8 protein-coding genes and 2 pseudogenes are annotated in these 15,794 nt (G+C 40.3%); all 10 read left to right on the top strand.

All coding sequences use genetic code 11. From position 1 onward, the window contains the following. Positions 1–301: 301 nt before the first annotated feature. On the top strand, positions 302–1,594 hold the full coding sequence (locus tag V7K40_RS33390) for a hypothetical protein (RefSeq protein ID WP_334967151.1): 1,293 nt from the start codon (positions 302–304) through the stop codon (positions 1,592–1,594). Continuing rightward, positions 1,536–4,235: a response regulator gene (locus V7K40_RS33385; RefSeq protein WP_334967150.1), complete on the top strand. Its 2,700-nt coding sequence runs from the start codon at positions 1,536–1,538 to the stop codon at positions 4,233–4,235. The genes V7K40_RS33390 and V7K40_RS33385 overlap by 59 nt, the downstream gene beginning before the upstream one ends. Then, entirely contained in the window at positions 4,228–6,897 is a 2,670-nt protein-coding gene (locus V7K40_RS33380) for a response regulator (RefSeq protein ID WP_334967149.1), read from the top strand. The genes V7K40_RS33385 and V7K40_RS33380 overlap by 8 nt, the downstream gene beginning before the upstream one ends. A 412-nt stretch (positions 6,898–7,309) precedes the next feature. After that, positions 7,310–8,101 carry an IS5 family transposase gene (locus V7K40_RS33375; protein ID WP_334967148.1) on the top strand — a complete coding sequence of 264 codons (792 nt, stop codon included), beginning with the start codon at positions 7,310–7,312 and terminating at the stop codon, positions 8,099–8,101. A gap of 25 nt (positions 8,102–8,126) precedes the next feature. Continuing rightward, positions 8,127–8,870 (top strand): annotated as a pseudogene (locus V7K40_RS33370) (cytochrome P450); the annotation flags it as partial. Between the two features lie 505 nt (positions 8,871–9,375). Next, entirely contained in the window at positions 9,376–10,614 is a 1,239-nt protein-coding gene (locus V7K40_RS33365) for an acyltransferase (protein WP_334967147.1), read from the top strand. A gap of 56 nt (positions 10,615–10,670) precedes the next feature. Continuing rightward, positions 10,671–10,826, top strand: coding sequence for a hypothetical protein (locus tag V7K40_RS33360; RefSeq protein WP_334967146.1), 156 nt, complete (start codon positions 10,671–10,673; stop codon positions 10,824–10,826). A gap of 115 nt (positions 10,827–10,941) precedes the next feature. Continuing rightward, positions 10,942–11,850 (top strand): SDR family NAD(P)-dependent oxidoreductase, encoded by a 909-nt coding sequence (locus V7K40_RS33355; RefSeq protein ID WP_334967145.1) that lies wholly within the window; start codon positions 10,942–10,944, stop codon positions 11,848–11,850. An 808-nt stretch (positions 11,851–12,658) separates the two neighbouring features. Next, complete coding sequence (locus tag V7K40_RS33350) at positions 12,659–14,833, top strand: glycosyltransferase (protein WP_334967144.1); 2,175 nt, start codon at positions 12,659–12,661, stop codon at positions 14,831–14,833. Between the two features lie 5 nt (positions 14,834–14,838). Continuing rightward, positions 14,839–15,180, top strand: a pseudogene (locus V7K40_RS33345) (aldo/keto reductase); the annotation flags it as partial. Positions 15,181–15,794 lie beyond the last annotated feature (614 nt).

The raw sequence follows: 15,794 nt of genomic DNA, 5'->3' as shown, positions 1-15,794 counted from the left end.
TCGATAACTTTTTTGTTTGCTCGTATCGCATAGGTCAATTAATTTAAGCGACAAAATCCTTAATCATACCAGAAAATAATTTTGCAAGAGGTCTAATGTCAAGACCCTGTCTTCCAACCAAACTTTGAAAAAGCTTCACGACTTCAAAAGTCTTCATTTGGGGAAATACTCGCTAGTACTAGCCATCAGTCAATCCGGGCAAACGTTTCCCACTCTCCATTCTACTCATGGATTTGAAGAGCTACGCCGAAAAGGATCCATTGGCGAGCTTTTTATTATGACTGGCGAGCTGAGTAGTCTCATGGGTTCAGCAATCGGCCAACCTTATTATAAAGGAGCTGCTTTTAGGCGAAGGATTTTCGTCAATGGCAGCGGGCGTAGAACTGCTGAACCTTCTACAGTGGCAGTTGCTGCCGCTCAACAGACGCTGACAGAGCTTTTGTTTCGTATTGCAAAACAGATGAGACAAGCGTTTCTCTACTCAAATCCTTTTGGTATGACTTTGACAGAAGAAAGCTTATCTGTTCTGGAAACAATAAAGAGTGATTTTCTTACAAAAAGTGTTGTTTCTATCACCGGTACTAGCGTGAGTGGAGTAGCAATAAAATCCTCTGAAAATCAAAAACTGATTAGCAGAGGGCAAAAATGGGCACTGAATGTCACAGAAACTCCTTTTGCGTGGGGGGTTCATGCTTTGTATATATTGATAACGGTTGGATGGGTGATTCCATTTGGATATACTGTTCCGTTAATTCAAACAATATTTCGCTTGATTGTCTTTGTAACAGGTTTACCAAATAATTTATTTTTATTAGTGCTGATTGCTCCTTTTGTGACTTTGGCAGACATCGCCATTTATATCTTCGGTCCGTGGCTTTGGACGTTTGGACTACGTTATTTTCAAGGCAGACAGCTTTTGGCACGCACAGGTAAAAGGACTTTGATTATTGGTGATGTAACTTGGGTACATCAGCTATTGAAATCTTATGTGAGTAAGCTTTTTTCGTTAAGCTACGGTATTTCCTCTTTGGAGGTGTATGGAGCCAACCCGCAAGACCATATGTTGCATAACTTTGGGCACCGGGTAGTCAGAGGTACTTTAGTTTTTTTGGGCGTGCCCGATGGACGTCGGAGTCGGATGCAAAAAAATGACGAAAGCGCTGTCATTATGACTGGTCAACAAGCTAACGGTGTCAGGAACATCGGTGTGGGACCAGAGTTCGTTGTACTTGGGCACAATCCGGAGATAGAGTATAAAGGATTTAATAGCGCTATTACTTTGTGGAGTCACACTGATTCTCTGTTTGAAGAAAAGAGAAGTACAGTGGATGACAAAGCCGTTATTGAGGAATTAAGAGAATCGCGTTTTAGCTCTTTTGAGCGTTTACTGGCAGGTTACGTGCTTTTCTGGGCGTTGGCAAAAAAGGTGGCTTCATTTCCTTTTCTAAAGTATCAGCATTGGAAGTCTCAAAGCAGAACAAGAATTGCGACTACCGCTTCGCCTGTATCAAGTGTGAACCTTGATTTGCCTGAGGATGAAAAAGGGTTCTCGACAAGCATCGGAACAGAAAAATACGCTAAACCAAAGTACTAAAGCCAACGAGTTTTTAGCGTCTAATGAGCAGAGTCACAACAAATATGGAGGAATTGACGTGATCTCAAAACTGAAGCTTGGGACTAAATTTACGTTACTATTGGTGCTGGTTTTCTTTGGTGGGATTGTTCTCAGTAGTGTTACATTGTCAAGTGCAATGCAGCGGCAAGCTGAAGATGAGGTTACGAACACGTCCCAAATTCTGACCCAGATGATAAACTCTGTCAGGAACTACACGAATCAAAATATCAGTCCACTCCTGCAAGAGCGCGTAGAAACTGAAGCTCAGTTTGTCCGAGAATTCGTACCCACCCACGCAGCGCGAGAAGTATTTGAGCGCTTTCGCAATCGCCCAGAATACAGTAACTTTTTCTACAAAGATGCAACACTCAATCCTACCAATCCCCAAGATCGGGCAGATAAGTTTGAAAAGATGTTGGTAGAGCAATTCCGCAGTCAACCAAATCTCACCAAGCTCTCAGGCTATCGGGATAGATATGGAGAAAAGTTATTTTTTATTGCCCAACCGCTGGTGATTAAAAATGCAAGTTGTCTGCGATGCCACAGCACCCCTGAAGCAGCTCCCAAGAGCCTGCTTGCCACCTACGGCGACAAAAACGGTTTTGGCTGGAAGCTTAACGACGTAGTTGCAGCCCTAACAATTTACGTCCCAGCAAACGAAGTTCTTGCTCGCGGTCATAAATATATGGCTTTGACGATGGGTATTTTTGTGGTGATTTTCGCCTTAGTGGTGTTGCTGATTAACTGGTTGCTGAAGCATACGGTCATCCATCCCATTAAACAACTAACTGCGATCGCCCACAAAGTTAGTACTGGAACCATGACGGTGGAACAAGTGAAAGAGTTTGATTCCCACAGGATTTCTAAATTTGCCCGACGGGCTGACGAGCCAGGGCAACTTGCCCGCGCCTTCCAGCACATGGCACATGAAGTCACTGCCCGTGAGCAAAATCTCACTCAGGCAGTTGATCAGCGCACCGCACAACTGGCTGAAAGTATGAAAGAAGCTCAAAGAGCCAGGGCTGGAGCTGAGGAGGCAAACAGCTCCAAAAGTCAGTTTCTAGCCAATATGAGTCACGAACTACGCACTCCACTCAACGCCATCATCGGCTACAGCGAGATTCTAAAGGAAGATATCGAAGACCTGGGTGCGTCCGACCTAATTCCAGATGTGCAAAAGATTTACGGGGCAGGTAAGCACCTGCTAGGGCTAATCGACAACATTCTCGATCTCTCCAAAGTCGAAGCAGGCAAGATGGAACTGTTCTTAGAGACTTTTGAGATTGCTCCCTTAGTGGAGGATGTTACCGCTACGATTCGACCTTTGGTTGCAAAAAACAAAAACATCTTGGTGGTTAACTGTCCGAATGACATCGGCTTCATGCATGCCGATATGACCAAAATTCGCCAGAGCCTATTTAACCTCTTGAGTAACGCTAGCAAATTTACAGAAAATGGCACGATTACGCTCTCCGTGGAAGGGAGCTATTTTGAAGCGTCCCCCCCTGGTCTTCTCACCTCATACCCTGGTTCCTGGAAAATCACTTTTAAAGTGACTGACACGGGCATCGGTATGACCCCAGAACAGCAGGCAAGATTGTTCCAATCGTTTACTCAAGCCGATGCTTCCACAACTCGCAAGTATGGTGGGACAGGGTTAGGGTTGGTGATTGCTCAGAAATTCTGTGAAATGATGGGTGGTGATATTAGCGTTGAGAGCGAAGCAGGTAAGGGTACTACATTCACGATTCGGTTACCAAAGCAGGTGCAAGAACTCCAACCTGAGTCATCTGGACAGAATGAACGGCATACAGTCATTGCCCATCCCACCACATCGGGAGCAAGCACCATCTTAGTAATTGATGACGATCCTTCAGTGCAAGACCTAATGCAGCGTTATCTCAATCGGGAAGGATTTCATGTGGTCACCGCTGCTAGTGGGCAGCAAGGGCTTTGTCTCGCTAGGGAACAAACCCCAGACGCAATCTTACTTGATGTCATGATGCCTAATATGAATGGCTGGGTAGTACTAAGTGCCTTCAAAACTGATCCTGACTTAGCAAGCATTCCGGTAGTAATGGTGACGATCATGGATGACAAGAAATTAGGCTACGCCTTGGGTGCATCTGACTATCTCCTCAAACCCATTGACTACGCTCGCCTGACAGTAGTGTTGCAGAAATACCGATCAAACTCATCCCCCAGCTCGGTTATGGTGGTGGAAGATAACGCTGAAAACCGGGAGATGATGCGCCGTCAGCTGACCAAAACGGGATGGCGAGTTATTGAAGCCGAAAACGGACGCAGGGCACTGTCCATCCTTCAATTGGAGCAACCAGACGCAATTTTATTGGATCTAATAATGCCGGAAATGGATGGGTTTGAGTTTGTCAGCGAACTCCGCCAGCATCCCCAGTGGCGGGCAATTCCAGTGATTGTGCTGACCGCTAAAGACCTAACTCAAGAAGACCGTCAGCGGCTAGATGGACAAATTCAACGTGTTTATCAAAAAGGTTTCTGCAACCATCAGATACTTATCAATGAGATCCGCAGTTCGGTGAGCGCTCATCCCCGCCAGAATTCTTACTCTCTTCCTCCCATAGGAGCAATTGATGCCTAAAATACTATTGGTTGAAGACAACGAAATTAATCGAGATATGCTATCTCGTCGCCTACAACGTCGAGGGTACGAGGTGTTCTTCGCCGTCAATGGTGCTGAGGGCGTATCCAAAACCCTCTCCGACAAGCCTGATATAGTGCTAATGGACATAAACCTGCCTGGGATGAACGGCTGGGAAGCTACCCAACAGATCAAGACAAATCTACAGAGCAAAAATATTCCCGTGATTGCGCTGACTGCCGCGATGGCGGGTGATTCTGAAAAAGCCCTAGCAGCAGGCTGTGATGACTACGATACCAAACCCATCGACTTACCCCGCCTGCTGGAAAAAATCGAAGTGCTCCTGAAGAAGACGAAATCACAAAGGCAGGAGTCTATAACCATTCCTCAAGATCGTAGGATTCAGCATACCCTGCTGACCCTTCTGCGCCACGAACTCTGTACACCGATGAATGCCATCATCGGCTACAGTGAAATGCTCTTGGATGAACTGAAATCTCAGCAAGACTCAACCCTGTTTAGGGATCTCCAAAAGATTTACACCTGTGGGACTCAACTGCTGACGCTAGCGAACGCTATTCTCGACCCAGCTCAACTACAGATGAACCAGATATATACACCAATTCAGCGGACGACAGCACAAGGCAACTCCGCTGACTGGCTCTGGAATATTGACACCCTCGGCTCCACCATTCGCCTAGAACTGCTTACACCCTTGAGCACTATCATCGGTTACTGCGAGATGCTGCTAGAGGAAGCTTCTATTAAAATCATCTCAGACCTAAACAGAATTCATACTGCTGCCCAGCATTTGCTGAGCATGATTAACGACATCGTCAACGTGTCTAGGCAGCAGTTACAGGCAATTGATGCTAACGGGCCGGATACACCGTACCTGATGCTGGAAAGCCCAACTGCAACGTCTCTTGTGCAAAATGCAGACATCATAATTCATACTTTGAGTGAGGAAAACCCTTGGGCAGTTGTTGCTGTGGGAGGCACACTCCTAGTGGTGGACGACAACCAAACTAACTGCAATCTTCTCGAACGACAGCTAGAACGTCGGGGCTATACGGTGGCAGTTGCCACCAACGGTCCTCTTGCCCTGAGAATGCTTCAAACAATGTCAGTAGACCTAATTCTACTGGACATTATCATGCCGGGGATGAATGGATTTGAGGTGCTCCAACAGATCAAGCACCACGAAGACTGGCGTCACATTCCAGTAATCATGCTTTCAGCCTTGGATGAGATTGATAGCGTCGTCCGGTGCGTAGAAATGGGGGCAGAAGACTATGTATCCAAGCCGTTTAAGCCTGTGCTACTTTATGCCAAGATATCCGCTTGTCTGGAGAAAAAACAGCTGCGAGACCAGCAGATTCTAACCCTTGCTCAACGATCAATCACTGAAGCAACCCCTGTACCCGTGCTCCTCTCACTCTTGTCCAATGGGGCGATTCTCTATGCCAATGCCAGCGCTGGTACCACTTTTGGTCTTCCTGTCGAGGAATTGCTGAATCGCCACACGCAGGACTTTTACCTTGATCCCAGCAAGTATCAGGAAGTGTTGGATGCATTATCCAAGGCTGAATTTATCCCGTGTTGGGAACTTGGATGTCAGCGGACAGACGGAACGCCATTTTGGGTCACTGCATCGCTGCAACTGCTAAGATTCAATGGTGAAGCGGCTGTTTTGTCTGCCCTTTGTGATGTTACAGACCGTAAGCAGGCAGAGGATTCTCTGCGCCTTGCTGAAAAGAAATATCGTAGCATCTTTGAAAATGCGTGCTCAGGTATCTACCAGTCCACCCCTGATGGTTACTTTATTAGCATCAACCCAGCGATGGCGCGAATTCATGGATATGACTCTTCCGCTGCCATGATGGAGGCGGTAACGGAAATCGGTCATCAGATTTACGTTGACCCGAACAATCAAGAGAAGTTCAGACGCTTGGTTGAAGAACAAGGTGAGGTTACAGGATTTGAATATCAGGCTTATCGGCAAGATGGCGACATCATTTGGGTTTCCGAGAGTGCTCACGCAGTTCAGGATGTTAGTGGGCGGTTGCTCTACTACGAAGGGATCGTGGAAGATGTTAGCCAGCACAAGTTAGCAATATCCGCCCTCAAGCGCCAGGTAGAGGATTTGCAAATTGAGATTAACCAGTATAAGCGCGCCCGTCAGGTAGATCAGATTACTCAGACTGACTATTTCCAGCAGTTGAAGGCAGAAGCCGAAAATCTGCAATTCCAAGATGATGATGATCAACAAAGATCGATACCGAAAGTGCTGTTGGTAGAAGACAATGAAATGAATCGAGACATGTTGTCTCGTCGCTTGCAACGTTCCGGGTACGAAGTGGCGATTGTGATCAATGGAGTAGAGGGCGTGTCGAAAACTGCTTCAGAAAAACCTGATATTGTTTTAATGGATATGAGCCTGCCCGTAATGAATGGATGGGAAGCGACTCAACAACTCAAGGTAAATCCTCAGACTCGAAATATTCCTATCATCGCATTGACTGCTCATGCTATGGCGGGCGATCGCGAAACAGCTATGGCGGCAGGCTGTGATGACTACGACACCAAACCAATCGAGCTACCTCGCCTGCTGGGCAAGATCAAGATCCTCTTGGAAAAGGGACTTCCAGAAAATATATAATCAATAAGAATAATAATCATTAGAAGTAAGAGAAGCTAGATGTAGAAAGACGAATTGTTTGACCAGAACGGCAAATTGTTTGTCATCAATCGTAGCCGTATAATTACGGTATACAACATTTCAAATTCAACAACTGTCTTTCTTCTTAATATTCAGTAGACCGAAAAGTTTTGCAGAAGCCTTACTAGTCCTTCATTTCCGCTTGGGAATACAATCCACCTAAATCAGCTTGTAATCTACCTTTCAAGAACTTTTGTTCTGGGTGGACTTGATATCGATTGCAACTGGTGATGATTGGTAGTCCCAAAAACGACGGCTAAATCCTGAGAGGATATCTGAAAAGTAAGAAAGCTCACGTAACGATATCCTGTCATTAGAAAAAACACTGAAGTATGACAGAGTTACGAGAGCCATGAATCCATCGTACCCAAGTAATCTAACTTCACAGCAGTGGGAACTACTATCAGGGTTAATTCCTACGCCCAAAACAGGTGGTCGAAAACGTAGTGTTGATATGCAGGCGCGAGTTAACGCCATCCTGTACATATTGTGTGCAGGTTGTGCAAGGCGAATGCTGCCAAATGACTTTCCCAAGTGGAAAACTGTGTATCATTACTTCCGGGAATGGCGAAAAGATGGAACATGGCTTGAAATTCACGAGCGGTTACGTTCATGGGTAAGGGTAAGTCAAAACCGAGAAGCATCACCCAGTGAGGCAATTATGGATAGCCAAAGCATTGAAACAGCAACAATGGTATCGCAACAAGTTGGTTATGACTCTGGCAAAAAAATTAAGGGACGTAAACGCCATATAGTCGTTGATACAATGGGTTTACTCATCGTAGTTGTCATCACTGCTGCCAATGTTAGTGAGCAAGCAGGTGCCAAACTAGTTTTTTCCAAACTCGATTCTGTCTGCGATCGCTTCTGTCGTTTAATCACAATTTGGGTTGATGGCAGCTATCGTGGCAAGGATTTTCAGCATTGGGTCATTGATGTCTATCGATGGATTTTAAGTGTTGTCACCCGCCACGAAGAACAGAAGGGTTTTGTTGTATTACCCAAACGCTGGCTTGTTGAAAGAACTTTTGGTTGGTTTAACTGGTGTTGGCGATTAAGTAAAGATTATGAAATCTTACTACAAACGACAGAAACCTTTGTTTATATTGCGATGATTCATCTGATGCTCAAACAACTTGCGTGATTAAAATTACGTTTCAAAAACTTTTCAGACATCCTCTAAGCGTATTACCAACTATGGCGACACTATAGTAATTTATACTGAACGCTTGCTTGATACTTGGCAAGATGGCGAAATCCGTAATCTTCAGCCAGACATGATACACCTCACTTTGGACATTATCTGGAAAGTAATTTTCAATCACGAGCTAAGTGAGCAAGAAGCTCAAGACATAGCTTACATTTTAGGTGTATCTACAAGATTGTTTGAGAACCTACCTCAAGAAGGATTTAATAATAAGCTAGAGGAGTATTCAACAACGAAGAACTTACGTCACGAGCGTATTCTTCAAGAAATGGATCGATATATTTATTCCCTGATTCAGCGGTGTAGAGAAAGTAGTGAAGATCCAGGCGATCTGATCTCGATGCTGATGCAAGTTCGTAATGAAGATGATAATACTCAAATGAGCGATCAGCAACTTCGAGACGAAGTTGTGTCTTTACTCTTTGCAGGACAAGAAGCAGTAGCGGTTGTCTTGTCTTGGACTTTTTTACTGATATCTCTACATCCAGAAGTACAAACCAAGTTACAGACAGAGTTAAACGAGGTATTGAGTGATCGGTGTGCTTTAGTTGCCGATCTACCACACTTATGTTACACCAATTCGATAATTAAGGAGGCAATGCGGCTTTATCCACTGATCGCAGTTATGCCCCATATAGCTACCCAAGATTACAAAATTGATAGTTACAAAGTACCGACAGGATGCACAGTTTTAATGAGTCCTTAGATAATGCATCGACATCCGCGTTACTTTGAACAATACAGAACTAGTATTACTTATATAAGAGTTAAGTTAATGTTAACGCTTTCTTTATAAAGAATTAATCTCCTACTATTAAAGTTGATTATAACAACGTTATATTTAACTCAAAAAGAAATAAAATTTTGCTACCAAAGCAATTTTTAATAATCAACTTATTGACAGCTTTTATAACAGTCTGATCTACTATTTTCTGTTTAGTGACTTACCTTCAGTCAGACTTCACACTTGAGTGTATTGTTATCACACCTCAAAGTCATAATGTACTGTTCATTATTTAATATCATCTTAGATGAAGGATTTTAGCAATTTTTTAATCTCAAGGCTTTTGCCAAAAATAGAGTAAAAAAGACATAGAAAAAATTCCAATCGTATTTGTAATTTTTTTGTCATACATAAGTAACTTTCAATCTGTAACCCTATCTTTATAGCCAATGCTCGTTTCAGTTTTCTCGTATGCGGATTATTTTCAATGAACTTTGTTAACAAAATTATTGTTTCTGACTTTCGCTCGTCTTCTAATAACAATCACTTTGCCTACTTAAATGGTTTGCGTGGATTGGCTGCATCTATTGTCGTAATTTTTCATTTCTTGATGGTGTTTTATCCAGCAACAGTCAACGGCAATCCTAAAATCTCTCACATTCCTGTTGATGTATGGCTCTATAATTCCCCATTTGGTTTTTTCTACAACGGTCGTTTTGCTGTTAGTATATTCTTTGTACTTAGCGGCTATGTGTTAACCAAATCATATTTTATTAACAAAGATAAAGAGATTTTGATAAAAAGGCTGCTCGCTCGATATCCCCGTCTTTTTATTCCATCAGTAGTATCAATGCTATTTGCTTTTGTCTTACTTCAGTCAGGGGCTTATCAAATCTTTCACTTAAATAATGGGGCAAGTGAGATATTTAATTACTCCGAGAGACTCTCGTTTAATCATCCAGTATTATATACGTTAAACAGTATTTTTTTGGGTATCTTCTTTGGGGATTATGAGACCGAGCAGATATTGAATACTGTTCTTTGGACAATGGGAATAGAGTTTAAAGGCTCTTTGCTTGTCTTATCCGCTGCCTTTTTCATAGATAATATTAAATACAAAAATCTTATTGTAGGTGTGATTGCCGTCCTTGTCACGGTATTTTACCAACGAGACGGCATTCACTATGCTGCTTTTTTATTAGGAATGCTATTTGCTAGTAACAATATAAAGTCAAGAAGTAATAATTACTGGCTATTATCACTTTTCATTCCTGGCTTGTATTTGGGTGGTTATTTCTACAAGAGTGAATCTTATTTGTTATTCACTCATTTTCTAACAATGAAAAAGGTTATTGATATATCTCATTTTTATTCTGATATACCATCTGAGTTGAGTATAGATTACTTTTACTATACGCTAGGTGCGATCATTACTGTTTATTGCACTCTAAAGTGTGTTTGGTTGCAAAAGATTTTTGCCTCTGGAATACTGATGTATTTAGGTAAGATATCATTCTCTCTTTATTTGATGCATCAGCCAATCATTAATTCTCTGTGTGCTTGGATTGTTCTGATAGGGGTTGGTAATTATCATTTATCAGTTCTTGTGGCTTTTATAACGATGATTGTGCTGTCATGGTTAATTGCACACTTCATGACACAAACAGTGGATAAATTTTCAATTAACACTTCTAAAGCTCTTGCGAAAGTACTCATAAATTCGTAAAGATTCAGGTGAAACCTAGTTGATTAAGGAAACAGGAGTGCGAGAGCATCACTGTCATGAGCCAAAAAATAGTAAAAGCGATTCCAGAAGATGAACTAAACCAATTGTCAAAGGAACAGTTGGTAGAAATTATCAAAGCATTGCAAGAGGAAGTAGCACGACTCAAACAAAGCTTAAATTTTAACAAGTTTTCTTCATTAAAACCTCCATGAGAGATAAAATTTTGCTACCAAAGCGATTTTCAATAATCAACTTATTGACAATTAAACTCTAGTTTTCTAAGAAAGAAGCAATCGTTTTTTAAATCATAGACCACTAACTATACAGATGACAGGAAAATTAGTTAATGAAGTTGCGATTGTTACAGGTGCATTATCTGGTATCGATGAAGCAACTGCCATTGCACTCAGCATTGAAGGTGCAAAAATTGTGATTGCGGCTCGACGGAGTGAGCACTTAGAAGCCCTTGCTCAAAGGATTCGAGAAAAAGACGGACAAGTGCTGCCGATTGTTGCAGACATCAGTGAGGAGGCACAAGTTCAGCAGGTAATTGAGCAAATTCAAGCCAAATGGGGAAATGTTGATATTCTGATTAACAATGCTGGTGTGATGCTTCTGGGGCCAATTGAAGGAGCAGATACTGAAGACTGGCGCCGAATGTTTAATTTGAATGTTTTGGGATTGCTATATGGCATTCATCGCGTATTACCGATTATGAAGGCTCAAGGTGGTGGACATATTATTAATGTGTCGTCTGGTACAGGACGTATAATAAAAGGCGGTTTTGCTGTCTACTGTGCTACAAAATGGTCAGGCATTGAAGAACACAAAATTTGGTTATATGACCAAGTAACACCCGTTCATTTTACTTTGACTGCAAGCATTATTGGAGAACTCCATATCAATCAATTGCAACAGGCACTCATTAGAGTACAACAACGACATGCATTGTTGAATGTGCGGATTGTTAGCGATCTCTCTGGACAACCTTGTTTGGTTGAAGACTCTTCCAGCATTCCCTTGCGTGTGGTCCAACGACAGAGCGATCAACAGTGGCAGCAAGAGGTAGAACGAGAGCTTTCACATCCATTTGACTGGAATCAAGTACCCTTGATTCGGATAGTATTGGTTCATACTAAGTATATTTCAGAAGTTCTTACTAGCACAGATTCAATTTTTCCAAAAAAAAGTACTACAACTACTGATGCAAGGTTAAACGACACCGGAGCCAGCTGAGATATCCCTCTTTTGTCACTTTCCGGGAGAGCGATTGCTAGAAGCCTTATGAGGCAATCAATACAAGCTATCCTATTAGAGAAAAATGGGTCTTGTATTTGTGATTAGAAAATAATCGTGCGATGCCTGCGGCGGGCTACGCCTACGCTTACTATGCAAAAGCTCTAGAATTCAGCAATAGCAAATGTTTTCGGAGAGTGACAGAACAGGGATATAGTAATAGCCAGATGAGTTAGGACGGTAGTTTTACTTTTTTAATTTCATTGATAATCTATAAAGTGAAAAAAGTATTTGCCAAAAAGCCAGGGTTTTTATCGGATAAAGAAAACCGAGTTCTTAATTTTGGATAAAGTCGAGCTTAGGAAAGGTTATATATCTATATATATTAATACTTAATTCGGCTATCCAGAAAAATAATTTATTCGTTTTCTAGCTTTAAATCTAATTTTCTTTTTTCTGCCTTGATGCCTTGAAAAGATGATTTTGTTGCAGATTAAGACAGCGTCTTAGTGTGTAAAACCCTAAAACTCTCTAATGGCAAGCATTTATAATTTACAAATCAGTCTAATCAGTGATGGCGTACAAATCAGCCGTGTAACAAAAACGTTTGACACATTCTCATCCGTCCCTGTTTTAAGATTTGAGGTCTAACTCCTTACTTTTCTTAGTAAATTTTAAAATTTAGATAAACTATTCTTAACTTACATAAATTAAATATATTCATAGATAAATTATTTCAGATACAGCGCTCAACCTTAAATTTGACCTTTTAGAGTGCATATATGAGAGGACAAGGAGAGATAAAATTTTGCCACCAAAACGATTTTTAATAATCAACTTATTGACAGCTTTTCTAGTAGTCGGATATACTATTTTCTGTTTGGTGACTTCCCTTCAGTCAGACTTTACGCTTGAGTGTATTGTTGTCACACCTCAAAGTCTTTTCAATCTTATAGAAGCTCCTGAATGCAGTTTTACTTTATACCTTCCTTTTTTAACTGTTGTATTAGGATGTTATGTACTTCGCTTTGTTTCTGCTACCGCACGGTCAAAGTTTTGGGTCACCTTTATATTATTAGCCCTTTTAATTCGTTATTTAACTTGGCGGTCATTTTCAACTCTTGATCTATATTCATGGGCAGGAATATCTTTAGGATTAATTTTTTTTAGCGTTGAATTAATTGAGCTAACTGTATTTATTTTAAAAAGAATAACTTCAATCTTTTCAATTAGCGAACAAAGCTCAAAGGAAGCAGATAAACTGAGCCAAGATGTCTACTCTGGTCGATATTTACCTTCAATTGATGTCTTAATTCCTACCTATAACGAGCCTGAGTTTGTAGTACGGCGGACAGTCCTGGGTTGTTTGTCTATGGAGTATCCCAATAAGCAGGTTTATATTCTTGATGATACTCGCCGCCCTTTTATTCGTGACTTAGCTGAAAAGCTTGGCTGTAAGTACATTACTCGAAGTAATAATCAGTATGCGAAAGCTGGTAATTTGAATAATGCCTTACTTGAGACGAATGGTGAGTTAATTGCTGTCCTGGATGCCGACTTTGTCCCATTCAGAGATTTCTTGACCAGAACTGTGGGTTTTTTTCAAGAATCTGATATTGGCTTAGTTCAAACTCCTCAAAGCTTTTATAATCCCGATCACTACGCTAGGAATCTTGACATAGATCGCTTAGTACCTTACGATCTTGCTTACTGTTTTGAAGTCAACTATTCTCAACGTGACTATCTCAATACTGCCACTTGCTTTGGAACAGGTTATCTTGTTAGAAGAGATACTCTTAATCAAGTCGGCGGTTATTACACCAAATGTGTTAATGAAGATACTTCTACTTCTCTAAGGATATTATTACAGGGCTATCGTGTTATTTATCTTGATGAAAAATTAGCTATTGGGGAGTCTCCCCGTACTTATATTGATTTTGTCAAACAGAGGGTACGTTGGCATCTTTCAGACTATCAAATTACCCGGTGTAAGAACGACTTAGTTATCTGGAAAAAGCTTAGTTGGTTTCAACTGCCCTTCTTCATTATTTGGTACATTACTCCCTTCTTACCTCTTACTCGTGCAATTTCTATCTTTATATTAATAACTTGTGCAGTATTAGGGATTAAGCCGTTTGCAGCAACATATAATGAATTGATTTTTTTCTGCCTACCTTGGCTTGCCGCTTTAATCATGAGCTTTGGTTGGTTTTCTGAATATCGAACAACATTCGTTTGGCAAGAACTTTACAATATGCTTTTACTCTACCCTTTGCTAAAATGTCAAATATCTGCATTTAAGAAACCATTCGGACAAGCTTTTAATGTGACTAGAAAGGCAGTGCAATCAAGTAGAAAAGCTTATAATTTTTCCATAAGCTATCCATTATTAATGGGAGCAATTATAATATCGCTCATCATCTTCATTAAAGTTTTTTCAAGTTTGACAAGTAATCAAACAATTTCTGGTGAGATGTTGATAATGGTGATAAGTCTCGGTTTTTATGCATTTTTAATGTATCTTGCATTTTGGTCAGCTATCGATCAACCCGAAAATAGAGCAGTCGATCGATTTCCTGTGCAATGGAATTGCCATATCAAGTTTGATTCGGATTTGAAAAACGATTCTTATTATAAGTTAGATGACGGAGTGACACTCAATCTGTCTGAACGAGGCGCCTATATTTCTGTATTCAACGAAATAGCTGAACCTTTAGACGAGATAGTGTATTTGAACTTAAGTGAACATGACTTAAAAATCAAATCAAAAATTTGCCGAGTAGAAAAAAATAAAAAAAGGACTCTTCTGGCACTAAGTTTTTTGGATTTGAGTTATTGTCAGCATCAGAAATTAATAGAATTGCTATACGCTAACAGAACCTATTTCCGAACTAACACATTGGGTAGCTTAGAAACTCTTTTTGTTTTACTCGTATCATTATTAAATTCTAGTTTGTTAAGAAACAAGTTTTTTAAATCATAGACCACGATCCCGCAGATAATCGCTTTAAAAATAAACTGTTTCAAGACGAAAACTTTGAAAAAGCCCATCAAGCCTTAAAAAAGTTGCGCCTGATAGCCCTTCTTCAAAGCTGTAGCCTTGCTTAGTTAGCTTTGGCATGGTTGATTGCTCAACCTCAAATAAGTGTGATTGTTGGTGCGCGCTATCCTGAACAAGTAAAAGACAATGTATTAGCCATTGAGATTAAACTTTCTGCTGATGAACTGGCAAAAATTGATCTGATTGACCGTATCGTTACCGATCATCTAAATGACAGTTCAGATATGTGGGATCGGCAGAGTACAGGAACTGTACTTCACCTTCTTTAAAATCTGCTGTCATCAGCACACATGCAACGATTAATTGAGTGGTTGCTTTCATTGACTTTATTACTTAGTAGTAGTGGATTTAGTTTATCTTGTCTTTTTATTTATTTGAGAGTATATAACTAAATATAATTAAACAATGATTAACTTTTCTTACTAAAAAGTTTAAAATTATTTTATGTAATATATAAATGGTCAAGAAAAATTTATTAAAAAATATTAATTATTCATGATAAAACTCAATTTATTTGACAAATAGCTCAATATATAAATTAATAAGATTGTTAAAAATCTAAATAACTTAAATAATCCAAATATTATAGCTAGTTTTAAATATTCATTACTTATTGAATATATCTATAAATAAGTTGATGAAATTAACCGTTTTAAAATAATATTAAAAATTCAAGAGAAGGATTATTTAGCCATGATTGTATTGTGAAAAATTCTCCCAACCTAAATAATCATTAAATGAACAAAATTCATGTATAGCAGTGGTTTAGCATCAAGATAATAGTCCAGCTTTACACATATATTTTTAGTTATGTCTACCTACTTATCAATTCCCAAAATAACTACCAATTGGTTAGAAGCTAATCAATCTTATCTGATGAGGG

The organism is Nostoc sp. (genome assembly GCF_036917195.1).
GTDB lineage: Bacteria > Cyanobacteriota > Cyanobacteriia > Cyanobacteriales > Nostocaceae > Nostoc.
Note: the sequence above shows the minus strand (reverse complement) of the source record. Positions and strands in the feature narration are given on the sequence as shown.

Bases quoted from the DNA above. Each gene is read 5' to 3' on its own strand.
- V7K40_RS33390 (WP_334967151.1), top strand. From the start codon at position 302: ATGGGTTCAGCAATCGGCCAACCTTATTATAAAGGAGCTGCTTTTAGG.
- V7K40_RS33385 (WP_334967150.1), top strand. From the start codon at position 1,536: ATGAAAAAGGGTTCTCGACAAGCATCGGAACAGAAAAATACGCTAAAC.
- V7K40_RS33380 (WP_334967149.1), top strand. From the start codon at position 4,228: ATGCCTAAAATACTATTGGTTGAAGACAACGAAATTAATCGAGATATG.
- V7K40_RS33375 (WP_334967148.1), top strand. From the start codon at position 7,310: ATGAATCCATCGTACCCAAGTAATCTAACTTCACAGCAGTGGGAACTA.
- V7K40_RS33365 (WP_334967147.1), top strand. From the start codon at position 9,376: ATGAACTTTGTTAACAAAATTATTGTTTCTGACTTTCGCTCGTCTTCT.
- V7K40_RS33360 (WP_334967146.1), top strand. From the start codon at position 10,671: ATGAGCCAAAAAATAGTAAAAGCGATTCCAGAAGATGAACTAAACCAA.
- V7K40_RS33355 (WP_334967145.1), top strand. From the start codon at position 10,942: ATGACAGGAAAATTAGTTAATGAAGTTGCGATTGTTACAGGTGCATTA.